General features: G+C 42.0%; 24 protein-coding genes. 3 read left to right on the forward strand and 21 right to left on the reverse strand.

The genetic code is table 11. The features are described from left to right. Positions 1–50 precede the first annotated feature (50 nt). Positions 51–680, forward strand: coding sequence for an endonuclease/exonuclease/phosphatase family protein (locus tag TDE_RS02845; protein ID WP_002681757.1), 630 nt, complete (start codon positions 51–53; stop codon positions 678–680). 32 nt (positions 681–712) lie between these two features. Next, positions 713–2,236 (forward strand): histidine ammonia-lyase, encoded by a 1,524-nt coding sequence (hutH, locus tag TDE_RS02850; RefSeq protein WP_002681759.1) that lies wholly within the window; start codon positions 713–715, stop codon positions 2,234–2,236. A 103-nt stretch (positions 2,237–2,339) separates the two neighbouring features. Here hutH and TDE_RS02855 read toward each other — a convergent pair whose 3' ends face one another. From TDE_RS02855 to TDE_RS02915, 14 genes are all read right to left on the reverse strand, one after another. Next, on the reverse strand, positions 2,340–3,257 hold the full coding sequence (locus tag TDE_RS02855; protein ID WP_002676956.1) for an acetyl-CoA carboxylase carboxyltransferase subunit alpha: 918 nt from the start codon (positions 3,255–3,257) through the stop codon (positions 2,340–2,342). A gap of 20 nt (positions 3,258–3,277) precedes the next feature. Beyond that, positions 3,278–4,069 carry an acetyl-CoA carboxylase, carboxyltransferase subunit beta gene (gene accD, locus TDE_RS02860; protein ID WP_002672437.1) on the reverse strand — a complete coding sequence of 264 codons (792 nt, stop codon included), beginning with the start codon at positions 4,067–4,069 and terminating at the stop codon, positions 3,278–3,280. A 176-nt stretch (positions 4,070–4,245) separates the two neighbouring features. After that, positions 4,246–5,565: an acetyl-CoA carboxylase biotin carboxylase subunit gene (locus TDE_RS02865; RefSeq protein WP_002681761.1), complete on the reverse strand. Its 1,320-nt coding sequence runs from the start codon at positions 5,563–5,565 to the stop codon at positions 4,246–4,248. Between the two features lie 10 nt (positions 5,566–5,575). Then, positions 5,576–6,151: an acetyl-CoA carboxylase biotin carboxyl carrier protein gene (gene accB, locus TDE_RS02870; protein WP_002681763.1), complete on the reverse strand. Its 576-nt coding sequence runs from the start codon at positions 6,149–6,151 to the stop codon at positions 5,576–5,578. A gap of 102 nt (positions 6,152–6,253) precedes the next feature. After that, positions 6,254–8,149, reverse strand: coding sequence for a leucine-rich repeat domain-containing protein (locus TDE_RS02875; RefSeq protein WP_002681765.1), 1,896 nt, complete (start codon positions 8,147–8,149; stop codon positions 6,254–6,256). A gap of 74 nt (positions 8,150–8,223) precedes the next feature. Beyond that, positions 8,224–9,075 carry a hypothetical protein gene (locus TDE_RS02880; protein ID WP_002681767.1) on the reverse strand — a complete coding sequence of 284 codons (852 nt, stop codon included), beginning with the start codon at positions 9,073–9,075 and terminating at the stop codon, positions 8,224–8,226. Further along, entirely contained in the window at positions 9,051–9,185 is a 135-nt protein-coding gene (locus tag TDE_RS13340) for a hypothetical protein (protein WP_002681768.1), read from the reverse strand. Before TDE_RS13340 ends, TDE_RS02880 begins: the two co-directional genes overlap by 25 nt. A 9-nt stretch (positions 9,186–9,194) precedes the next feature. Then, entirely contained in the window at positions 9,195–10,223 is a 1,029-nt protein-coding gene (locus tag TDE_RS02885; protein WP_002681769.1) for a virulence RhuM family protein, read from the reverse strand. An 8-nt stretch (positions 10,224–10,231) separates the two neighbouring features. Then, a complete protein-coding gene (gene fabV, locus TDE_RS02890) occupies positions 10,232–11,425 on the reverse strand; it encodes an enoyl-ACP reductase FabV (protein WP_002681770.1) in 1,194 nt (397 codons plus the stop codon). Between the two features lie 145 nt (positions 11,426–11,570). Further along, positions 11,571–12,314 carry a 3-oxoacyl-[acyl-carrier-protein] reductase gene (gene fabG, locus TDE_RS02895; RefSeq protein ID WP_002681771.1) on the reverse strand — a complete coding sequence of 248 codons (744 nt, stop codon included), beginning with the start codon at positions 12,312–12,314 and terminating at the stop codon, positions 11,571–11,573. Positions 12,315–12,403: 89 nt separating this feature from the next. Further along, positions 12,404–12,775, reverse strand: a complete 372-nt coding sequence (locus TDE_RS02900) for a type II toxin-antitoxin system VapC family toxin (RefSeq protein WP_002681772.1) — start codon at positions 12,773–12,775, stop codon at positions 12,404–12,406. Then, positions 12,775–12,990: a hypothetical protein gene (locus TDE_RS02905; protein ID WP_002681774.1), complete on the reverse strand. Its 216-nt coding sequence runs from the start codon at positions 12,988–12,990 to the stop codon at positions 12,775–12,777. The genes TDE_RS02900 and TDE_RS02905 overlap by 1 nt, the downstream gene beginning before the upstream one ends. Before the next feature lie 56 nt (positions 12,991–13,046). Beyond that, on the reverse strand, positions 13,047–14,021 hold the full coding sequence (locus TDE_RS02910) for an ACP S-malonyltransferase (protein WP_002681776.1): 975 nt from the start codon (positions 14,019–14,021) through the stop codon (positions 13,047–13,049). Positions 14,022–14,048: 27 nt separating this feature from the next. Further along, positions 14,049–14,984, reverse strand: a complete 936-nt coding sequence (locus TDE_RS02915) for a beta-ketoacyl-ACP synthase III (RefSeq protein ID WP_002681779.1) — start codon at positions 14,982–14,984, stop codon at positions 14,049–14,051. A gap of 166 nt (positions 14,985–15,150) precedes the next feature. On the opposite strand from TDE_RS02915, the gene TDE_RS02920 reads away from it, so the two are divergent. After that, positions 15,151–16,068, forward strand: a complete 918-nt coding sequence (locus TDE_RS02920; RefSeq protein ID WP_002681782.1) for a nucleotidyltransferase family protein — start codon at positions 15,151–15,153, stop codon at positions 16,066–16,068. Here the strand turns inward: TDE_RS02920 and TDE_RS02925 are convergent. The 7 genes from TDE_RS02925 to TDE_RS02955 all read right to left on the reverse strand — a co-directional run bounded on the left by TDE_RS02925 (position 16,044) and on the right by TDE_RS02955 (position 21,499). Then, entirely contained in the window at positions 16,044–16,844 is an 801-nt protein-coding gene (locus tag TDE_RS02925) for a TIGR02757 family protein (RefSeq protein WP_002681784.1), read from the reverse strand. The two genes, TDE_RS02920 and TDE_RS02925, sit on opposite strands and share 25 nt — an antisense overlap. Beyond that, the gene (locus TDE_RS02930) at positions 16,844–17,428 is read right to left on the reverse strand and encodes a hypothetical protein (RefSeq protein ID WP_010956784.1); all 585 of its coding nucleotides are present in this window, start codon (positions 17,426–17,428) and stop codon (positions 16,844–16,846) included. The genes TDE_RS02925 and TDE_RS02930 overlap by 1 nt, the downstream gene beginning before the upstream one ends. Before the next feature lie 23 nt (positions 17,429–17,451). Next, a complete protein-coding gene (locus TDE_RS02935; RefSeq protein ID WP_002681789.1) occupies positions 17,452–18,345 on the reverse strand; it encodes a ParB/RepB/Spo0J family partition protein in 894 nt (297 codons plus the stop codon). Further along, the gene (locus tag TDE_RS02940) at positions 18,338–19,093 is read right to left on the reverse strand and encodes a ParA family protein (RefSeq protein ID WP_002681790.1); all 756 of its coding nucleotides are present in this window, start codon (positions 19,091–19,093) and stop codon (positions 18,338–18,340) included. Before TDE_RS02940 ends, TDE_RS02935 begins: the two co-directional genes overlap by 8 nt. A gap of 113 nt (positions 19,094–19,206) precedes the next feature. Then, the gene (locus tag TDE_RS02945) at positions 19,207–19,380 is read right to left on the reverse strand and encodes a winged helix-turn-helix transcriptional regulator (RefSeq protein WP_010956785.1); all 174 of its coding nucleotides are present in this window, start codon (positions 19,378–19,380) and stop codon (positions 19,207–19,209) included. A 108-nt stretch (positions 19,381–19,488) separates the two neighbouring features. Beyond that, positions 19,489–20,379: a sulfite exporter TauE/SafE family protein gene (locus tag TDE_RS02950; protein WP_002681792.1), complete on the reverse strand. Its 891-nt coding sequence runs from the start codon at positions 20,377–20,379 to the stop codon at positions 19,489–19,491. 190 nt (positions 20,380–20,569) lie between these two features. Next, a complete protein-coding gene (locus tag TDE_RS02955) occupies positions 20,570–21,499 on the reverse strand; it encodes a 3-hydroxyacyl-CoA dehydrogenase family protein (RefSeq protein ID WP_002681794.1) in 930 nt (309 codons plus the stop codon). Positions 21,500–21,547: the final 48 nt, after the last annotated feature.

A 21,547-nucleotide genomic window follows, 5' to 3' on the forward strand; every position in this document is an offset into this window, starting at 1 on the left:
CAACCTGACATTTGTTTTGTCACGAAAGTTGCTGGAATCGGTCGCTGCTAGTGCCGGCTCCCGTTTTAAATCCATTGGGAAGAGTAAAAAGCGGTATTTTTACTTTAAGTAAATATGGAATAGAAAATGCGGAAAGGCTTCAGCTTCCCGGAACTTTTTCATGGCCATTAAAAACCGTCAACTTAAAGCGTTGCCTTCTGGTTTCTGAAATCAAAACAGATGTTCCGGATAAAAATCTTTATATAATAAATTTACATCTTTCAGCCTACGATGCTGCCGGCGTATTAAGAAAGCAAGAAATGGAATATTTACGAAACCTTGCTTTAAAATTTTATAATGAAGGACATTGGGTAATTGCCGGAGGAGATTGGAATTCCCTCTTTCCGGGGGTAGAAAAAAATCGTTTTATGCCTTACACTACACCTGAGGAATTTCTTGAATGGATAGAATATTTACCTGCAGATTTTATAGGCAAGGAATGGAAGTGGGGCTTTGATAGCTCTACGCCTACAGTCCGACTTTTGGAAAAGCCCTATGTTAAAGGAGAAAATTACACTACGATAATAGATGGGTTTATATGTTCTCCCAATGTTGAAATTATCGGAGTAAAAACAACAGATTTAAATTTTGAAGTTTCGGATCATCATCCTGTAATTGCAGAATTTACACTTATGAAATAGCTTATTCAAAATAAAAATATAAGGAGCAAAAAATGAAAGTAAAACCAGTAACAGTAACCGGCAGCAGTTTAACAATAGAAGACGTTGTAGCTGTTGCCCGCCACGGAGCGGAAGTAAAGCTGTCCGCAGATGCAAAAAAAAGAATCAAAGATTCAAAGAAGATTGTAGATGATATCGTAAAAAGCGGTAAACCTACTTACGGCATTTCGACCGGCTTTGGAGAATTATCCACCGTAACCATTACCAAGGATCAAAACGGTGCTCTGCAGAGGAATTTAATATTAAGCCATGCCTGCGGTGTAGGCAATCCCTTCCCCGAAGACATAGTTAGGGCTATAATGCTTTTAAGGCTTAACACTCATGCGAGCGGTTTTTCGGGAGTAACCCCGTCTGTCCCGGATATTCTTGTAGATATGTTAAACAAGGGTGTAATCCCCTATGTACCCGAAAAAGGTTCATTAGGAGCAAGCGGTGACTTGGCAAACCTTGCTCATATTGCCCTTGTAATGATAGGAGAGGGAAAGGCCTATTATGAGGGCAAGCTTATGGAAGGAAAGGCAGCTCTTGCAAAAGCCGGTTTAAAGCCTGTCGTCCTTTCGGGAAAAGACGGACTCGGTATAATTAACGGTACACCCGTAATGTCCGGTATCGGAGCCTTAGCCCTGCACGATGCAGAACAGCTTCTCAAGGCTGCAAACATGGGCGCTTCCTTGGTATTTGAAGCCTTTAGGGGAATTACCGCAGCCCTCGACCCCAGAATCCATAAATCCCGTCCGCACAAGGGACAGATTGATACGGCCGCCTTTATTCTCAAAATGTTAAAGGGCAGTTCATCTATCAATACAAGAGAAAATGACGTTCAAGACCCCTATACGCTCAGATGCGTTCCGCAAGTTCACGGAGCAAGTGCCGATGCTATTGCCTATGTGCGCAAGGTTTTAGAGATAGAAATCAATGCCGTAACCGATAACCCGCTCGTCTTCCCGGACAATCATGATGTTATTTCAGGCGGAAACTTCCACGGTCAGCCCATAGCTATTACTATGGACTTCTTGGGGATTGCCGTCAGCGAGCTTGCAAACATAAGCGAGCGCCGAATCGAACGCCTTGTAAACCCGCAGTTAAACGGAGGCCTTCCTGCCTTCTTAATAGAAAACGGCGGAGTAAATTCAGGCTTTATGATCCCTCAATATACGGCGGCCTCCCTTGTTTCGGAAAACAAGGTATTGGCTCATCCTGCCAGTGTTGACTCCATTACCTCATCAGGAAATAAGGAAGACCACGTAAGTATGGGAACAACCGCTGCCCGAAAAATAACCGAAATCGTTAAAAACGTACGCCATGTTCTTGCTATTGAGTGGCTTACGGCTGCTCAAGCCTGCGATTTAAGGGGAGTAAAAAAGTACGGCAAGGGAACAGGAGAGATGATGAAGCTTATTCGAAAGCATATCTCCAAGGTTACCGAAGACCGCATTCTTTATAACGACATTATGAAGGCTCTTGAGATTATTTCAAATGATGAAAACATTGACATGATTGAAAATGCTGCTAAGTAATTCATATTAACAAGTAAACAGGCTTACTTGCAATAAAACCCGTATTGGAAACTAAGATCCGATACGGGTTTTTTAATAAAATTAAAAAAATGAACTATAGGGTTTATTCCGAATACTTTCCTATGCTTCTTATCTTTTTGCTTCGGTATTTTACCAAGACGGCGGGGTCGCGTTTTGTAAGGTCGGCTAAATCCTTTAGGATTTGCTCCTTTATAGCATCGGCGGTTTTTTTGGGATCGGTGTGAGCTCCTTTTTCGGGTTCGGGGATGATGCCGTTAATTACCTTTAGATCAAGAACTTCTTGGCTGGTAATTTTAAGCATGGCGGCTGCATCTTTTGCCCTGCTTGAATCCCTCAATAGAATTGAAGCGCATCCTTCCGGGGATATAACCGAGAAGATGGCGTTTTCAAGCATGTAAATTTTGTCTCCGACTCCTATGCCGAGGGCTCCGCCGGAACCTCCTTCGCCTATGATTATGCAGATTATGGGCGTTTTTAGGCGGCTGAATTCCCTCAAGTTAAAGGCGATGGCTTCTCCGATTCCTCTTTCTTCGGCACCAAGGCCGGGGTAGGCCCCTTGAGTGTCGATAAAGGTAATAATCGGCCGTTTAAATTTTTCGGCCTGTTTTGCAAGGCGCATGGCTTTGCGGTAGCCTTCAGGGTTTGCCATACCTCCGTTCCTGTCGATGGTTTCGCGTAAGTTTCTTCCCTTTTGGGTACCTATTACCGTAACCGGCATTCCGTCGATAAAGCCTATTCCGCCTATCATGGCAGGGTCATCGCCGAAAAATCTATCGCCGTGAAGCTCGGTAAAATTATCGAAAATCAAGTTGATGTAGTCCAAGGTTCTGGGCCTGTCGCTGTGGCGGGCGAGTTCTACCCTTTCCCATGTTTTGGAAAGAGCTGTTGAGCTTTCAAGTTTTGCGTTTATTTTTGCAAGCTCCTCGCTTATATCAAGCCCCGCTTTTTGGGCTATATCCTTTAGGTTATTTAATAGATTCGTTTGATCCTTATTGCTCATAGATTTCTCCTATAAAAACTTTAGGCCTTTTTCTTTTTAGGGGTTTCTTTAAGGCCGAGGCTGTGAGCGTCAATCATGCGGGCAAAAAACTGCCTTTGCTCTTGGCGCGGCACTATACAGTCCACAAAGCCTTTTTCCAACTGAAATTCCGCCCGCTGAAATCCTTCTGGCAGCTGCTGGCGGATGGTGCCTTCGATAACTCTAGGGCCTGCAAATCCAATAAGGGCTCCCGGTTCCGCTGCCGTTATATCGCCAAGCATTGCAAAACTTGCCGTAACACCTCCCGTGGTAGGGTCGCATAGCATTATAAAAAGAGGAACTCCTTTTTCATCCAACTCGGCAGCCGCACTCGAAGTTTTGGCCATCTGCATCAGCGAAAAAAGCCCTTCCTGCATTCGTGCTCCGCCTGAAGTCGCATAGATAATTACAGGTATCCTTTCGGTTGCTCCCTTTAGCATAAGCCGCGAAATCTTTTCGCCTACAACGGAGCCCATAGAACCTCCCATAAAGTGAAAGGACATGAGGGCTAAGAGGGCATCTCTTCCTTTAATCTTACAAGAACCTGTAATAACGGCTTCGTTTAAGGACGCTTTTTCTTCAGCAGCCGAAATCTTTTCTTCATAACCTTCCATTTCGATGGGGTTACATGTTTTGAGGTTCGGATACAGCTCTTGAAACGAATTTTCATCGGTCAGATAGGTAATCCTCTGCCTCGGTTCTATGCGTAAATGGCAATTGCAATGAGGACAAACCATCAGGTTATCTGTAAAAACCTCTTCATCGTATGATACTTTACAACTAGGACAATCCATTTTAAGTCTCCTATAAAAAGTCAATGAAAAAATATCAATTTTCGATTTGACTTTTTACGCCGTTTCGCAACACCTGTGAGAAACGGCAATCAATAATGCGATGTTTTGTGCAAAGCACAAAACTCGTCAGATAAACAGTGAGGCTGAATTTCTGCCGAACTGTTTATCAACTCTCCTTACTTATTTCCAAAAAGCTCTTCATAGAGCCCTGTACCGAAAACACCCGATTTGAACTTTTTTGAGTTAAGTATAATCTTTTGTTCTTCGATATTGCAGGTAATGCCTTCAATTTTAAGCTCATCGAGGGCGCAAAGCAGCTTTTGGATAGCATTGGCCCTGTCAGCCCCGTGAACGATGAGTTTAGCCGTCATCGAGTCATAAAACGGAACTACCGAATAGCCTTGGTACAAAAAGCTGTCAAAACGCACTCCGTTTCCTCCGGGAACCCTTAAATTCTTTATGAGCCCTGGAGAGCGGGCGTTTATTCTAGCCTCGATAGCCCAGCCTTTAGTAGGCAAAATCCCTTGGGCAAACTTCATGTTTTCCCCTGTACAAACACGGATTTGTTCTGCAATTATATCGGTGCCGGTAATCATCTCCGAAACGGGATGCTCTACCTGAATTCGGGCGTTTACTTCCATAAAGTAGAAATTATTGCCTGATACTAGGAACTCGATTGTTCCCGCCCCGCGGTATTTAAGGGAAGAAAAAAGGCTGACAGCCCCCTTACACATGGCTTCCCGCATTTCCTCGCTTACGGCCGGAGAGGGGCTTTCTTCTATCAACTTCTGATGATTTTTTTGAACCGAGCAATCCCTTTCACCCAAAACGGAAACGGCTCCTTTACCATTGCCCAGAATTTGAAGCTCTACATGGCGCGGATCTACCAGATATTTTTCGATATAAACCGTGCCGTCGGCAAAATTGGCTTCGGCTTCGGCGGAAGCGATTTTTAGGTTTTCGGCTAATTCCGATTCTTTATAAACGATGCGCATCCCTTTTCCGCCGCCGCCTGAGGCAGCTTTAATGATTACGGGATAGCCGCATTTTTCGGCCGTTTTTTTGGCTTCAGCCAACTCCTTTATAGCTCCATCCGAACCGGGTGTCACGGGAAGTCCGCTTTTTACGGCTGTTTCGCGAGCGCGGACCTTATCGCCGAGCATTTCGATTGTGTCGGGTTTTGGCCCTATCCAAAAGAGCCCTGCATTTTCTACCTCGCGGGCGAAACCTGCATTTTCCGATAAAAAGCCTACCCCCGGATGCACTGCCTCACAGGAAGTGCAAAGGGCTGCCGTGATAAGAGCTTCTTTGTTAAGATAGCTTTTAGCCGAGGGGGGCGGGCCTATGCAGACTGCTTCATCAGCTAAAAGCACATGAAGACAGTCCTTGTCCGCCGTAGAGTAAACGGCGACGGTTTTTATTCCCATTTCGCGGCAGGAGCGGATAACCCTCACGGCTATCTCGCCTCTGTTGGCGATAAGTATTTTTTTAATCATAGGAACCTTCCTACTTAGCCTTTATCTTAAACAAGACCTGATCGAATTCTACAAGGTCTCCGTTTGAAACTAAGATTTCCTCGATAACTCCGTCATATTCGCATTCGAGGGTATTCATCATTTTCATGGCTTCAAGCACACAAAGGGGTTGGCCTTTTTTTACCGAGCTGCCTTTTTCAACATAGGGCGGAGAATCGGGAGACGGGGCCCTGTAAAAGGTTCCGACAATGGGGCTTTTTACTTCGAGTAGGTTTTGAGCCGATGAAGCTGCGGGTGATGCTTGAGCAGGAGATTCTGCAGCAGGACTTGCTGCTTGAGGCGCTGCCGCTTGCCCGGTTGTTCCTGCCGGAGCTGTCGGGATGCCCGCCGGAAGGCCGGATTGAAATCCTGCCGGTATCGCTGCATAGGGCATAGGATAGGCGGTCTGCACTCCTCCGCACGCACCTGACTGAATGGCAGCTTCTTTTTTAGGAAAGGCTCCTTCTTTTTTTAAGATAAGCTCACAGTCGTCCTGCTTTATCTGCAGGACCACAGCATCGCCTTTTTCAAACTTTTCTATCACTTTCAAAATAAAATCTTCTTTCATAAAATCTCCTTAAAGTTTTATTTATTTAACCGTAAAGGCCGACATTTTATCATTTATACAGGCAGAGTGTCTATCCCTTATAAAAATCCATTTTTAAGCATCTTAAACCTCTTCCTCATTTCCAACTGTATCCCGTTTATAGAATCTCCAGTTTTTTGCTTTTGCAGCTTCAAAAGCAGCTTTTAATTCGGCGGAAGAAGAAAAATCCGTTATAGTTCCTTCCCTTAGATCATTTTTTTTACCATATATCAAAGCTCTGCCTTCTTTTTTTTGCTTCCTATCGGGCAGGGCGGTTAGTATCCGGATAAGGGTTTTTTCGTTAAAAAGGTTATCATAGCAGCACAGTTCCTGTAAACCGTGTAATGTTGATAGTTCAAGAGTAGAAAGTTTATTATGATAACAGTTCAGTCTTTGTAAGGTGTTTATGTCCTGTACGTCGAGTTCAGGAAGATTATTGTTAAAGCACTCCAGGTCACGCAATGCGTGTAAGCCTTTTAGGTTAAGTGTTGTAAGTTCATTATACCCGCAATTCAGCCACTGTAAAGCGGTCAGCCCCTGTACATTGAGTGAGGTAAGCTTGTTTTTGTAACAGTTCAGTTTCTGCAACGTCTTTAAGCCTTGTATTTCGAGTGAGGTAAGCTCATTTTCGGAACAGTACAATTTCTGTAATGTATTCAATCCTTGCACATTAAGCGAGGTAAGTTTATTGTCCCTGCAATCCAGTTTCTCCAAAGCTGCTAAGTTCCGTACGTCTAGTGAGGTAAGTTGATTTGTGGAACAGTCCAGTTCCTTTAAAGCGGTTAACTTCAGTATATTGATTGAGGTAAATTGATTTAAGGAACAGTTCAGTTCCTTTAAAGCGGTTAACTCTAGTATATCGATTGAGGTAAGTTGATTTACGGAACAGTCCAGTTTTTCCAAGGCCGGTAAGTCCCGTACTTTGAGTGAGGTAAGCTCATTGACAGTACAGCTCAGTATCTTTAAAGCCGGTAATCCTTGTACATCGAGTGAGGTAAGGTCATTGCGGCCGGAATCCAGTACTTCCAAAGCAGTCAAACCCTGTATTTCGAGTGAGGTGAGCTCATTTTCGGAACAGTTCAGTTCCTGTAACGCATTCAATCCCTGCACATAAAGTGCGGTAAGTTTATTGTTACTACAATCCAGTTCCTCCAAAGCTGCTAAGTTCCGTACGTCTAGTGAGGTAAGTTGATTTGCGGAACAGTCCAGCTTCGATAAGGAAGTTAAACTTTGTACATCGAGCAAAGTAAGCATGTTTTTGCTGCATTCCAGTTCCCATAAGGCGGTTACGCCATGTACATCAAGCGAGGTAAGTTCATTACCTACGCAGTCCAGTTCCTGTAAAGCACTTAAATCCCGAACATTGAGTAAAGTAAGCCGGTTGCTGTTACAGTGCAGTCTCTGTAACACTTTTAGGTCTTGTACGTTAAGCGAAGTAAGTTTATTGGCGTTGCAGAACAAATCCTGCAAAGCGGTTAAACTCTGTACATCAAGCGAAGACAGATGATTGCGGTTGCAGTACAGTTCCCGTAAACCGGTTAAACCCGATACGTCGAGCGAGGTCAGTAGATTCTCTCCGCAGCTCAAGCTTTGCAAAGCGGTTACACCGCTGACATCAAGCGAAGTAAGCAGATTGTCATCGCAGAATAATTTTTGTAAAGCTGTTAACCCCTGTACGTTAAGCTCTGTAAGCCGGTTGCCTCCACAGTCCAGCTTGGTAATAGCGCCTTTAAGGATAACCTTTGCTCCTGTTGCCGTGAGGATCGTTTCTTCTCCGCTCGGTAATTCCGTAACCGTGCAACCTTCAACATGTACTGCAGAACCGTCTGCCGTTACCGCTGTTACGACTATCTCTTTTTGGTCGTCGCTTATACCGAGTATTGCTCTTCCTGAGCCTGCGGTTTTTGCAGGATTTTCCGCTGCTGCGATACGCGTTGTCAACAATCCTGTTAAAAATAATACCGTCAAAAATTTTTTCATAAATGTTCAGTCCTTTAATTGGTATTGTATAATTACATTATTCATTACCAACTATCCATAAACTTCATTTTTTATCATCTTCTTTTTTCGAATTCTTTTTGAAAGCTTTTAGGGCTGCTTAAAATTCTATACGCTTCTTCTGAAAGGTTTACTTTTAGAACTCCGGTATCGGTTGTTATATTCATTTCTTTTGTGTCTTTGTAAATATACAGCTTCATAATTTTGTCATCATCCATAAATGAATAATGCACAAGGACTTCTCGGCCATCATGAATGCTTTCGGCGGTAAAAAGGCTTTTCAAATTTCTTTCTTCGATTTCGATTTCGGCGATATCTTTTCCAAACAATGTGTCGAACATATCCAGAATTTTTTCCCCTGCAGTAAATAGTAAAAGAGAGCCCTTATCATCATATATGCGGATATAAGAATTTTTCGCAGAATAAGAAAGCTGTTTTTTCACCTCAGCAGGCCTGCTGGCGATTTCGTATGCGTATTTAAAAAGTTTCCATGTTAATTCTTTTGGGATATCCTCCTTTTCCTGTAATTGGGGAATCCGGCAAAGAGGATAATTTTTATATACTATAAAACTGAAATACTGCTCATCATCACCGTAATTATATGAAAGAACATAACGATATAACACTTGTGCGTCTTTAGGTAATTCCATAAAAAAAGCTTCGTCAGCTGCTATCTGCAAAGATTCTTGAAAAAGCAGATATAACGCATTGACTTTGCTCTTGGCGGTTATCTTGTGTACAATATTATCTTGTGCATCATAAACCGTAAAGCTATTGATTCCATAGGCAAAGGCATTTACACCGCCTGCTAATAAACATACTGTAATCGTTATCATTAAAAATTTTTTCATAAGTGTTATTAAAATCCCCCATATATAAATGTCTAATTCTTTGTTTTTACAATCCACCGGCCGTCCTTGGCACTGCCGACATATTCAATTGCCCCGTTATCGGAAATATAATATTCGGGTTGTTTTTTAGGAATATCGATTTTAAACTCTTTATTATAATCTTCCATATTTTATAATTATCCGCTAATGGTATTTTCCAATTCCGCTAAGTATTTGTCAAAATCGGAAACAAAGGTCTTATCCTGAATGATACGGTATTTTTCAAATTCTGATTCGGCAAAACTTTTTGCAATCGCTGTCGATACCTTACCCTTGTCTGTTAAAATAGCTTCTTCGTTGAACTCCAAAAAAACATCCAGCTTTTTAGCCCAGTCTTCCATTGTCATTGGTATTTTCTTTTTTGCCTGCCGTTCAGCATAGTCCAAATACATGGAAACAAATTGATTTAAATCCTGCAATTCCGTTTCAGATAAGTAATTTTTTGCAATGCTGACATCGCTCTTTAATATTTTACCCTTAGGTGAATTTTTCCATGAAGTAAGCCCCATGTTTTTCTTTTGATAATCAGCTCGTGTATAAATAACTTCTGCAGCAGTAGAGCCGTGAATTGCATAGTGCAGTTTATTTTGTACGGTTGCAAAAAATGTCTTTGAGATTATGGAGTTGGGAGAATAATCTGAGGCTGTCGCATAAATATCCGTTATTTTTTGATAGAACTTGCGCTCACTTGCACGGATTTCTCTTATTTCATCAAGCAGATGGTCAAAATAGTTTTCATCGAAAATTTGTCCGTTTTCCAAGCGGGTTTTATCAAGTACATAGCCTTTAATGGTAAATTGTTTTAATACATCCGTTGCCCATTTACGGAACTGAGTTGCTCGAACGGAGTTAATACGGTATCCTACGGAAATAACGGCATCAAGATTGTAAAACTTCATGTTCCTACTCACATTTCTTTCACCCTCTTTTTGAACTACCGAGGAATCCTCGGTAGTTGCCATTTCATCAAGCTCTCCTGTTTGAAATATGTTTTTTAAGTGTAGAGCAATGTTATCGATTGAACAATCAAATAATTGAGCCATCGACTTTTGTGTCAGCCAAATATTCTCGTCATGCAATCGAACCTGTATACCATCTCCGCCCGTTTGCTTAGTAAAAATGAGAAAATCGCTGACACTGTTCCGCACCTGAATATCTTTTGCCATTACCTCAATTAAATCCTGTCGAACCTTTCTACCTCGGCTTCGTAGTTGATGCCTTCTACATCAAAGCCGTTTGAGGCTAAAAAGTCGTGGCGGTAGCCTGCAAGGTCGGTTAGGCTTTCGGCATTTTCGCCGGTTACTTTTTCCATTAAAGCCGAAACCGCCTTTTGAACGTCTTCTTCAAGCTCCCAGTCGTCGATACGGATTCTGTTTTCTTCATCGACGGGGATGGTGCCGTCTTTACGGTAGAGTCTTTCGGCATAAAGGCGGGTAATCTGCTCGATACAGCCCTCGTGGTTTCCTTTTTCTTTCATAACCTTAAACAAGGAAGCGAGGTATAGGGGAATTACGGGGATTACCGCACTTGCCCTTGTTACCAAGCCCTTGTTCACCGAAACGAAGGCCCGTATTGACGGGTTTTCTTTGTTTAGGCGGTGGGCAGTTGCTTCAAGGTGTTCTTTTGCCTTTCCTATGGTGCCCTTTCGGTAGAGGGCTTGAGTGGCCTCAGGGCCGATATAGGAATAGGCTAGGGTAATGCAGCCTTCTTCTAAAAGACCTTCTTTTGAAAGCTGCTTTATCCAGCGTTCCCAGTCTTCTCCTCCCATAACCTTAACGGTTGCAGCGGCTTCTTCATCGTTTGCAGGTTCGGCGGAGATTTCTTTTAGTTCTCCCGTAAAGGGATCGACTGTCTTGCCTGTAAATGTTTTACCGAAGGGTTTTAAGACGGACTTGTGCATTATGCCTGTGTCGGGATCGGTTCTTACAGGGCTTGCCAAGCTGTAAACTATAAGATCGAATTTAATTCCTTTCTTTTTGGCTTCTTCGATTACTTGTGCCTTGATTTCATCGGAAAAGGCGTCTCCGTCTATAGTTACGGAATAAAGGCCTTCCCTTTTGGCAGCCTCGTCAAAGGCCAGGTTGTTGTACCAGCCGGGTGTGCCGTACTTTGTTTCGCTTCCGGCTTTTTCAAAGGAAACGCCGATAGTGGCGGCCCCATAGCCGAATGCTGCCGTTATCCGGCTTGCAAGTCCGTAACCGTTCGAGCAGCCGAGAACCAGCACGTTTTTAGGGGCTTTTGCTCCGGCTTTTACCTCAGCGGTAATTCTCTTTTTTGTGTACTCTATTTGATCCTCAACGCCTTTTTTGCATCCTTGCGGATGAGCGTTTAGACAAATATTGTTCCTAACCATTGGTTTTACAATCATATCATACCTCCAGAACTGTTTCTTGTTTAATTTAACCGCAGAGATCGCAATGACCGCAAAGAATATTTAGGGAGTCTTTATAACTCATTCTTTAAATTTCTTTGTGCTCTCGGCGTTCTTAGCGGTTTCTTAGCTTCATTGCCTGTTATGCTCCCAGTCCGCCGTCGACTCCTAGGACTTGGGCGGTTATATAAAGCGATAAGTCCGAAGCCAAAAAGACTGCGGCGTTTGCTATGTCTAGGGGCAGCCCTGCTCTTTTTAAGGGAATGCCCTCGATCCATGCCTTCCGCATTTCTTCGTTTACGGCGGCTGTCATATCGGTTTCGATATAGCCGGGGGCGATGGCGTTTACGCGTACTCCTCTTCCTGCCGTTTCTTTTGCAAGGCTCTTTGTAAAACCTATAAGGCCAGCCTTGCTTGCGGAATAGTTGACCTGTCCGCCTTGACCGTGAAGGCCTACGATACTTGTCATATTGATAATCGAGCCGGCTCTTTTTCTAATCATATCGGAAGAAACAATTTGCGAGGCGACAAAAACGCCTGTTAAGTTTACGCGTAAAACGTCTTCCCAGTCGGAAAGCTTCATCCTAAATGAAAGGCCGTCTCTTGTAATACCTGCGTTGTTTACAAGTATGTCAAAGCCGCCGGATTCTTCGAGGGCTTTTTTTACCGTTTCGGTAAGGCCTTCCGCATTGCCGCAGTCAGCGTATATTTCATGAAATGTGCTTCCTTTTTCTTTTGCAAAAGCTTCCATTTCCGCCTTGCTTGCAGAAGGTTTTGTACATAAGCCCCAAACTTCGGCTCCCTCTTCAATAAATCTTCTAACAACCTCTTTTCCGATTCCTCGCGAAGAGCCTGTTACCAATGCTTTTTTTCCTTTTAATAACATTCATACCTCCATTAATTACGATGTTTTGTGCTTTAGCAAAAAATTCTTTCTCACAAAACTCTATAGATAAAATTGTTTTACATTTTAATCTATGCCAAAATTAAATCGGTAATAAACCGAAAGTCTTTGATATTTGTAGTATACAACGGCAATCCCAACTCTAATGCCGTAGAGGCAATCAAAGCATCAGGAATCAAAAGTCCATGACTTTTAGTATACTTTTCAATCAGGTGCTTTGCCTTTATAGAAATTGTTTCAGAAATTTCCACAATCTCAAAATCAGAAAAAGCCTTTTTTATAATACCGGCTTCACGCTTGTTCAAAGCCCCAACCATTAACTCCATATAAGTAACGGAAGACATGCCCAAACCTTGCTCTCTGTCTTGTTGAAGTTTTTGCTGAGCCTCAAGTTTCCCTCGAAGGTAGTCTATCAGAATACAAGTATCACAAAGGTAAAGCATTAAGAACGTCCCCATGCTTTATTTCTTATCTCTTCAACTGAAATGTTTCTGTCCTTCCATAATCCAAAGGCAGCGTTAAAGTCTGAATCTTCCCTTTTATGAGTTTTTACAGGTTTGTGTAAAGTCTTAACTATTTTATCAAGCAGCCTAAGTCTTTCCGTATAGGAAAGCATATCAACTTGTGCTGAAAGTTGTTCAAAAGCAAGTTCCGACATAGACATCTCCTTTAAATTTTTTCAAGCTGTTTGTTTATAAACCGCATATTCCGTTTCTATTCGATAATCTTATTTAGCTGTTCCAATGTACCTGTCGGGGAACATGCGAGTTCATCCGATGCAAAACCGCTGTCTCTCCAAAGATTGCACAGGGTGTTTCCCGGGCCTACTTCCAAGAGGCGGAAAGGTTTTAAACTTCCGCTCAAAGAAGCGATTTCCTTTTCTTCGCTCGTCCATAGGACGGGATGGGTAAGGTGAAGGACTGCGTTTGCTTTTGCTTCTTCTCCCGATTTTACTTGCTTGCCCGTAACGTTTGAAAATACAGGGATTTGAGGGGCTTTAAAGTCAAAGCTTTTTAAGACCTCTTCAAATTCTTTTGCCGCTTCTTCCATTAGGGGGGAGTGGAAGGGGCCCGCAACCGCAAGGCGGACGCATCTTTTTGCTCCGGCTTCCTTGCACAAGTCTTCTGCAAGGCTTAAGCCCTCCGCCGTTCCCGAGATAACGGTTTGAACGGGACTATTCATATTGGCAGCAAATACTATGCCGCTTTTGGGGTCGGAATAGGGCTTTAATAGCTCCAGAACTTTTTCGGGCTCAAGTTTTAAAATAGCCGACATGCCTAGGGCACCGGAGCCTTCTGTTGCTCTGGCTGCAATCTTATCGCAGGCTGCCTGCATAATAGTTCCTCGTTTTTGTACGATGCGAATCATATCGTCAAAGCTTAAAATACCGGAAGCATAGAGGGCCGAAAATTCGCCCAGACTGAAACCTGCAACGGCCTTAGGGCTGATTCCTTTTTCTTTTAAAACGGCAAGAATAGCCGTCTCAACCGCAATTATAGCCAACTGGCTCTTATCGCTTCTTGAAAGTTCTTCGTTTTCGGTGTGCCGTAAAAGGGCATCGATATCCTCTCCGGTTATATCGCCGATTTTTTTGATTAGGTCCTTTGCGGCTCCATATTCGTCAACAATATCTTGAGCCATACCCTTAAATTGGGCACCCTGCCCCGAAAATAAAAATATACTGTTCATCATAATCCTCTCTTTACTATATTTATTCTAAAATCTTATAACGGCACCGCCCCAAGTGAGCCCGGCCCCAAAGCCTGCCGTAATTATTGTTGTTCCTTCAGTTAATTTTCCTTGAAGCCTTAAATCATCGAGGGTTATCGGAATGGAAGCTGCCGAAGTGTTTCCGTAGTTTTCCATATTGCATGCGAATTTGCTCATATCGGTGTTAAGTCTTTTTGCGGCGGCTTCTAAAATACGCTTATTGGCTTGGTGGCATACAACCAAGTCTACATCTTCCATATTGATGTTTTCTTTTTGAAGAAGGCTTTTTACGGTTTCGGTTATAACGCCGACTGCAAAATTGTAGACGGTTCTTCCGTTCATTTTTAGATGGTCTGCCATATAAAGAGCTTCATAACCTGTTCCGTCAGAACCTAAAATTACCGAGCCTATGCCCCGCTTTGAATTATCAAAGGTGTTTTCAAGGAGGGCTGCCCCGGCTCCGTCTCCGAATAGTACGCAGGTAGAACGGTCTTGCCAATCGATTATTTTGCTTAAAACTTCGGTGCCGCAGACAAGGGCATAACGCCGGCCGTGCCTTTCCATGAGGGCTGCTGCCGTATCTATTGCGTATAAAAAGCCTGAGCATGCTGCCGACAGGTCAAAACATGCCGCATTTTTTGCACCCAGTTCTTTTTGGATAAGACAGGCATTCGACGGAAAGCCTTGGTATTCTGCCGTGGCTGTGGCGCAGATAATTAAGTCTATATCCTGAGGATTTAGATTTTCATTTGCCAAGACCTGCTTACAGGCCTCGGCACCGAGGGATGCACTTGTGTCTTCTTGGGAAGCTATATAGCGGCTTCCTATCCCTGTGTGGCTTCTGATCCATTCATCCGAAGTATCTAAAGAAGCGGGAAAATCGCTGTTGTGCATTATCTTTTTTGGGATAGACTTCCCTGTTGTCTTTATTATAATAGCCATAGTTTTCTCGCTTTATAATTTTATAAGGAATATTTTAGTATTTTTTTGATAATAATGTCAACCGTCGGGGAAAATTTGGAAATGTCTTTTATTTATTGTAATTATGTGATATGATAGTGCAAATTGGATTTTAACCTAACTTTAATTTTTTATGGGAGGTGTATTTATGAAACCAACTCTTTTAGTTCTAGCTGCCGGGATGGGCAGCCGATATGGAGGAGTAAAACAAATAGCTGCTGTCGGAAGGCATGATGAAACCTTATTAGACTATGCCGTTTATGACGCGATGAATAACGGCTTTGGAAAGGTTGTCTTTATAATTAGGGAAGATATTGAAAACGATTTTAGAGAGCGCTTTTTTAATAGGATTGCACGCAATTGCAATGCCGATTATGTATTCCAATCTATGGACGGGTTTTTAACCGATGAGCAAATAAAAAGGGCCGTTAATCGGAAAAAACCTTGGGGAACTGCTCATGCTATTTTGTCTGCGGAGTTAAAGATAAATGAGCCTTTTGCGGTTATAAATGCCGATGACTACTACGGCCGCTCGGCTTATAAAACGATAGCAACCCATCTTTCAACCCTGTCAAATGATTCTACGGAACACGCTATGGTCGGTTATATCTTGGATAAAACCTTGAGCCGCTCCGGTTCCGTTTCGAGAGGGGTCTGCCAAGTAGGGAACGGTTACCTTATCGGAATAACCGAGCATAAGGATATTGCGTACAAAAAAGAAGGTTCAGTCGAAAAGATTGTTTCCGAGCATGAGGGAAAGACCGTCGAATTTTCAGGCAAGGAAACTGTTTCGATGAATCTATTCGGCTTCTCTCCTAAAATTTTCGATTTTATGAATGAGTATTTTAAAGACTTTATCCACAAATATGCAGAAAGCGAAAAAGCCGAATGTCTTTTGCCTGAAGGTGTAGGTGCAATGATGAAAAAGGGCTTAGGTAAGGTTAAGGTTTATACTACCACCGAAAGATGGTTCGGAATGACCTATCCCGAAGACAGAGAAATTGTTAAAAAAGAACTTGAAAATAAGGTAAAAGAAGGCTACTATCCCGAATTCCTGTGGAGGTAATTTCTTTCTGCTAAGGCCTTTTCGACTTCGGGGGCAAAAAGAGCAAAGTCGTATTTTGCGGGATCTTCGGGACAAAATTCTCTAAGACGTTCCGTTATTTCTTCTACGGCTTTGCGGTCGTTTTGTTTTCGGGTTAAAAGGCCTAGAGCTCTTCCCCTTCGGGCACAGTGAACATCCAAGGGGAGGTAGAGCTCAGACGGTTTAACGCTTTTCCATAAACCGAAATCGACCCCCTTATCCTTAGACCTTACCATCCAGCGTAAAAACATATTTAGCCTTTTTGCTGCAGACCCGCCTTCCATATCGGCTATATGCTTTGTATTATGCGGATCCATGTTTTTGATAAATTCTTTTCTAAATCGGCTCATCCTGCTTATCAAAGGCTCATCTTGATTTTTAGCTTTAAATAATTCTTCAAAATTTGAGCCCGATAAATAAATGCGTCTTATAGCCTTTGCTATGGCGAGACTGTCTTTTCCGTTTAGGGTGCGGTGATAAAAAGTGTTTATTATTTTTAGCTGAGCCGGTGTGCTTTGAGTTAAAAATGCATGAGGCTGATTTTGTAAAATGTCCATTAGTTTATCCGCACTTTTTAAGATGGAGGTTCTATTTCCCCATGCAAAAATAGAAACAAAAAAGCCCGCAATTTCTATGTCTTCTTTTTTAGAAAAACGGTGCGGAATACTTATAGGATCGGCAGGTATAAAGGCCGGCTTTTCGTATTTTACTACCAGCTTGTCAAGAGTCTTTTTTAGGTCTTTAAATTGAGAGCTCATTATATCTTTATCTTAAAATTTGTTTTTAAAAGTTTTATAAGTTCCAGCCAGCGGGGATCGTGGGTGTCGGCAAGTCCTAAATCGCCTACAAAATCTCCTCTCTCTTTGAAGAACCAGTGAATAAGGTTGAGCCTTATCTCATTGTCATCCAGTTTTGCATTTACGATTTTTAAAATACTGAAAAGCTCATCGGCATTTATCAGCTTCCATTTCCCGCCGCTTATTATGTGATAAACGGAACCGTCGCTTGCTCTTTCAATCCTAAAATCTTTTTTGGGCTGAGCTTTTTTTACGCTGACGGTTTTTGCCCTTTTTTCTTCTATTGCCTGCAAGTCTTCTTCAAGAGCTTCTACCTGCATATTATATAAGTGAACGCGAGCCTGTTCTATCAAAAATAAGAGGCCTTCAGCATCCATTTGCTTTGTGAGCTCCGCTAATTCGGTAACGAGTTTTTTTTCGGCAGCCGATTGTTTATAGGCGGAAATAGTTTTTTTAGCCGAGGTCTTTGCCGTTTTTTTTGCAGCGGCTTTTGCCGGTGTCTTAGCCTTTTTTGTAGTTTTTGTTTCACTTGCTTTTTTTGCCATATCATCCTCCAATTTTTTCCGGTTTAAGAGTTTATCTTTTTATATAGCATGTCCAAATCATCTTTTGAAAAGTATGATATTTCGACAACTCCTTTTTTTAAGTTTCCTTTTATTTGAACCTTTGTTCCTAAGGAGTTTATAAACTGCTGTTCAATATCTCTTAATTCAAAATCATCGGTAGAAAGTGATTGCGTTTCTTTTTTTTGTTTTTTTGTTATGCGGCCGATTCCAGAATTAAGATCGGCTGCCATTGACTCGGCTTCGCGTACCGATAGTTCCGATTCTAAAATTCTCGAAAAAAGAATTTTTTGATCGGCAGGATTTACTATTGATAGTAGAGAACGTGCATGACCTGCCGTTATTTTATTTACCCGCAAAGCATCTTTCATTTCTTCCGGCAGCTTTAATATTCTTAAACTGTTTGTAATTGCCGACCGGCTTTTGCCGACCCTCTTTGCAAGTTCCTCTTGGTTTATGGCGGCCAGTTCCATAATCTCTTGGTAGGCAAGGGCTTCATCGATTGCGTTTAGGTCTTCCCTCTGAATGTTTTCGATAAGGGCTACTTCCAGTTTCTTTTTTTCTTCAAAGCTGCGTAGGATTACCGGAACCGTTTCCAAGCCTAAGCTGATGGCCGCTCTTGTGCGCCTTTCTCCGGCTATTATAAAGTAACCCTTGTCCTCATGTTTTTCGGCTACAATCGGCTGAATTATTCCGTGTTCTTTTATTGATTCTGCAAGTTCGCTTATTTTTTCTTCATCAAATGTTTTTCGAGGCTGATAAGGATTGGGTTGCAGCAGTTTAGGGTCAATATTGATAATTGAGTCTTCGGAAATATTCAGTGATTCCACTATCTGATTTGCCGGTTGCTCTTCCAAGAGGGCATTGAGCCCCCTTCCTAATGCCGATTTTTTAGCCACGGTTTAGTACCTCATCTGCAAGTTTTTCGTAACTCCTTGCTCCCGTACATTTTGCATCATAATTGCAGATCGGAACTCCATGTGAGGGGGCTTCGGATAATCTTACATTCCGCGGAATAATAGTCGAAAAAACCTTATCTTTAAAATATGAGGACACCTGCTGTACAACCTCTTGAGCAAGATTGGTTCTTGAGTCGAACATGGTAAAAAATATTCCGCCTATTTCAAGGGCCGGATTAAGATTTTGTTGTACCCTTTGAACTGTCTGCAAAAGAAGGGTTAAACCTTCAAGGGCAAAGTATTCGCATTGAAGCGGTATGTACACTTGATCGGCTGCCGTGAGTCCGTTTAATGTTAAGATACCCAAAGACGGGGGGCAGTCGATTAAAATATAGTCGTATTCGTTTTTTACGCTTTCGATAATATTTTTAAGATAGAATTCCCTGTCGGCTTCGTCTACAAGCTCTACCGTTGCACCTGAAAGGTCTATCGAAGCCGGGATTGCCGATAAGTTTTTTACCGTAGTAGGGTAGATGGTATTTTTTATTGAAGTCTTTTGGGCAAGGGCATCATAAATGGTCGGTCTCTTTTTTTGAATACCGACGCCGGAAGACATATTCCCTTGAGGGTCAAAGTCTATTAGAAGAGTCTTTTTTCCTGCCAGTGCGATGTAAGCACCCAAATTAATTACGGAAGTCGTCTTCCCGACCCCGCCCTTTTGGTTTACAAAAACAAATGTTTTTCCCATAATGCTTCATTATACATGATTTTTAATATTTATGTAAGGGGTTTTTAAGCTTAACAATTTTTTAGGTATTAGAATAAATAATGAATTGAAAATTTTATAATATCATGTTAGAATTATCTAATTTCATCAACCACAAGCCAAGTACCGGCTCTTGAAGACCCTTCCCGTTTTACAATGTTTTCTTCCTGCAAGCGGGCTAAAATACGCTTAACGGTACGAAGTGAGATATTGAGCGATTTACTTATTTCTTGTTGAGTAATTTTGGGATTTGTTTTTAATGTTTCCAATACTTTTTTGTATAAAATTTCGTTAGAGTCAGGGTTGGTGCCATTGGTGTTGATATTTCGATATAAGCAAATTCTAAAGTCTCCTTTTTTAGATGCAGGTAGTTTATTCTATTCCTGCTGTTTTTTACGGCCGTATTCCTGATGCAGCATTGTTACACCGCTATATACTAAAATTGCAGCCACCAGCCATTGCAGCATGGATATGTTCATGGATTTAACCACAAAAACGGCCAATAATACGCCCAATATACCTACAAAAGAAGAAATAAATGTTATTTTTCTTGCATACTGTCCCAATCTGACATATTCCATACTGCCTACAGGTACGGAAAATGTACAGGCACCCATCATTATCGGAAAAGCGATAACGGGATTTAAGCCCATGGCATAGACGGTCAGCATGGTAACCGGATAAGAGCCGATACCGATAGTATTCATTGCACCGAAAACGGCAAAGAGAACTACGGTTACCCATAATTTTATGCCGGTCAAACCAGTCAATTCACCGCCTATTGGTAATAAATTCATTTTTCCTAAAAGAATTAATACGGTAGCCCCTAAAAGACCGAAACCGATAACCCGTCTGATAATTTTAATGGGAAATTTTACTACAAATCTGGGTAAAATATACGAGCCTAAAGTTTGTGACACAATACACAACACTAAAGTTAAAATATCGACTTCTATTGAATTTATGTATGCTAAAGCCATAACCGCAACAGGAAGAACGCATTGTGTATTAAGTGTGCCGGGCAGCTTTTTATCGTCAACCCATTTAGTTGCTCGGTAAAACGCCGTTGACAGAGCGTAATCGGAAACGCCGAAAGTAGATAAAAAATAAAGCACAAACGAACTGCAGCAAATAAGAATAGGGTGTCCGGGTTCTTCTTTTGCTTCCCGTCTATGCTTCCAATAGTCAATAAAAAATCTAACGGCAAAAAGACCGTTAACAATAATTATTCCTCCCAGAATAATGTATAGAATATAATCTTTTAACATAAGCATCCTTTTTTATTTTACATTCTTAGCATTAAAATTGAATAATTGAACAAAGTGTAAACTTTGGAGATTATCCAATTAGTACGCTGGCAGCGTACATACAATGAAGCGAGTTTGCTTGCAGTTAACGCCGCAAGCAAACTTGCAGTTTAAATTAAGTGACGCTATTTTAGTAGCTTAATTTAAACCTCTATTTTGTTTCTTCCATATCGGCAGCAAGCCAACGGAACAGTTCTTTTTTGCGGGCTGCAATCAATTTATCAATTTCTGCCTTTGACCGGTTATAAACTTTTCCATCCACCTTAGCTAAGTCAAACAGTTTTGCAGGCGGGTCTTTATCGTTTGATAAGGATGGCTGAAGATAAGCAGCAAAGTTTACCATAACTGGAAGTCCTGCAACATCGGCGGATTCAATAGGACCGGTAACTGAATAACGGCGGCCTATGCTGTAACGCACGATAGAATCTATAGCATCGGCGGTTGCAACACCGGAATCGTATAATGCCCATGCTTCTCTTAAAGCGGCAAATTGGATTCGGTTACCGATAAAACCGTCAATTTCTTTATCAATAACTACCGGTTTTTTTCCTATACCTTTCAGCAATTCACAGGTTGTGTCAATTGTTGCTTTTGAAGTTTCGGGCGCACCGCATACTTCAACAAGAGGCAGCAATTGCGGCGGGAACCAAAAGTGAGTAGCAATTACTCTATCGCGTTTTTTTACTTGTGCAATTACCTCTGAAACAGAGTGTCCGCTGGCAGTTGCTAAAATAGTGTCTTGCGGACAAATCTTTTCCAGTTTTCCGAATGTTTCGGTTTTTAGATCCATATTTTCCGGCAAGGCTTCAATAACAATAGCCGCATCTTCGGCTTTTTGGATATCGGTGCTGAAGCTTATACGGCCGACTATAGTATCAATGTCGGATGCAGAAACAAGTCCTTCGGCAACAAATTCGTTAAGACTTAATTTAATTCTGTCAAGAGCCGATTTAAGACTTGCATCGTTTAATCCTATTATTTGGACTGTATGTCCTGCTTTTGCGAAGACCTCGGAAATACCGTGTCCCATCGTTCCGTCGCCTACAACGGCAACCTTAATTTTCTTTCCTTTTTCAATCATTCAGGATTCCTCCTAGTTTTTCATCTTTACCCTTATTGCAGCCTATAA

It is taken from the genome of Treponema denticola ATCC 35405 (genome assembly GCF_000008185.1).
GTDB classification, from domain to species: Bacteria; Spirochaetota; Spirochaetia; order Treponematales; family Treponemataceae; genus Treponema_B; species Treponema_B denticola.

Excerpts from the sequence above, each read along its gene's own strand:
- TDE_RS02855 (WP_002676956.1), bottom strand. The coding sequence starts at position 3,257 with ATGAGCAATAAGGATCAAACGAATCTATTAAATAACCTAAAGGATATA.
- TDE_RS02955 (WP_002681794.1), bottom strand. The coding sequence starts at position 21,499 with ATGATTGAAAAAGGAAAGAAAATTAAGGTTGCCGTTGTAGGCGACGGA.
- hutH (WP_002681759.1), top strand. The coding sequence starts at position 713 with ATGAAAGTAAAACCAGTAACAGTAACCGGCAGCAGTTTAACAATAGAA.
- accD (WP_002672437.1), bottom strand. The coding sequence starts at position 4,069 with ATGGATTGTCCTAGTTGTAAAGTATCATACGATGAAGAGGTTTTTACA.
- TDE_RS02915 (WP_002681779.1), bottom strand. The coding sequence starts at position 14,984 with ATGGCTATTATAATAAAGACAACAGGGAAGTCTATCCCAAAAAAGATA.
- fabV (WP_002681770.1), bottom strand. The coding sequence starts at position 11,425 with ATGATTGTAAAACCAATGGTTAGGAACAATATTTGTCTAAACGCTCAT.
- TDE_RS02930 (WP_010956784.1), bottom strand. The coding sequence starts at position 17,428 with ATGGCAAAAAAAGCAAGTGAAACAAAAACTACAAAAAAGGCTAAGACA.
- TDE_RS13340 (WP_002681768.1), bottom strand. The coding sequence starts at position 9,185 with ATGGAAGATTATAATAAAGAGTTTAAAATCGATATTCCTAAAAAACAA.
- fabG (WP_002681771.1), bottom strand. The coding sequence starts at position 12,314 with ATGTTATTAAAAGGAAAAAAAGCATTGGTAACAGGCTCTTCGCGAGGA.
- TDE_RS02910 (WP_002681776.1), bottom strand. The coding sequence starts at position 14,021 with ATGAACAGTATATTTTTATTTTCGGGGCAGGGTGCCCAATTTAAGGGT.
- TDE_RS02950 (WP_002681792.1), bottom strand. The coding sequence starts at position 20,379 with ATGTTAAAAGATTATATTCTATACATTATTCTGGGAGGAATAATTATT.
- TDE_RS02885 (WP_002681769.1), bottom strand. The coding sequence starts at position 10,223 with ATGGCAAAAGATATTCAGGTGCGGAACAGTGTCAGCGATTTTCTCATT.
- TDE_RS02905 (WP_002681774.1), bottom strand. The coding sequence starts at position 12,990 with ATGTCGGAACTTGCTTTTGAACAACTTTCAGCACAAGTTGATATGCTT.
- TDE_RS02925 (WP_002681784.1), bottom strand. The coding sequence starts at position 16,844 with ATGAGCTCTCAATTTAAAGACCTAAAAAAGACTCTTGACAAGCTGGTA.
- TDE_RS02875 (WP_002681765.1), bottom strand. The coding sequence starts at position 8,149 with ATGAAAAAATTTTTGACGGTATTATTTTTAACAGGATTGTTGACAACG.
- TDE_RS02865 (WP_002681761.1), bottom strand. The coding sequence starts at position 5,565 with ATGATTAAAAAAATACTTATCGCCAACAGAGGCGAGATAGCCGTGAGG.
- TDE_RS02940 (WP_002681790.1), bottom strand. The coding sequence starts at position 19,093 with ATGGGAAAAACATTTGTTTTTGTAAACCAAAAGGGCGGGGTCGGGAAG.
- TDE_RS02920 (WP_002681782.1), top strand. The coding sequence starts at position 15,151 with ATGAAACCAACTCTTTTAGTTCTAGCTGCCGGGATGGGCAGCCGATAT.
- accB (WP_002681763.1), bottom strand. The coding sequence starts at position 6,151 with ATGAAAGAAGATTTTATTTTGAAAGTGATAGAAAAGTTTGAAAAAGGC.
- TDE_RS02900 (WP_002681772.1), bottom strand. The coding sequence starts at position 12,775 with ATGCTTTACCTTTGTGATACTTGTATTCTGATAGACTACCTTCGAGGG.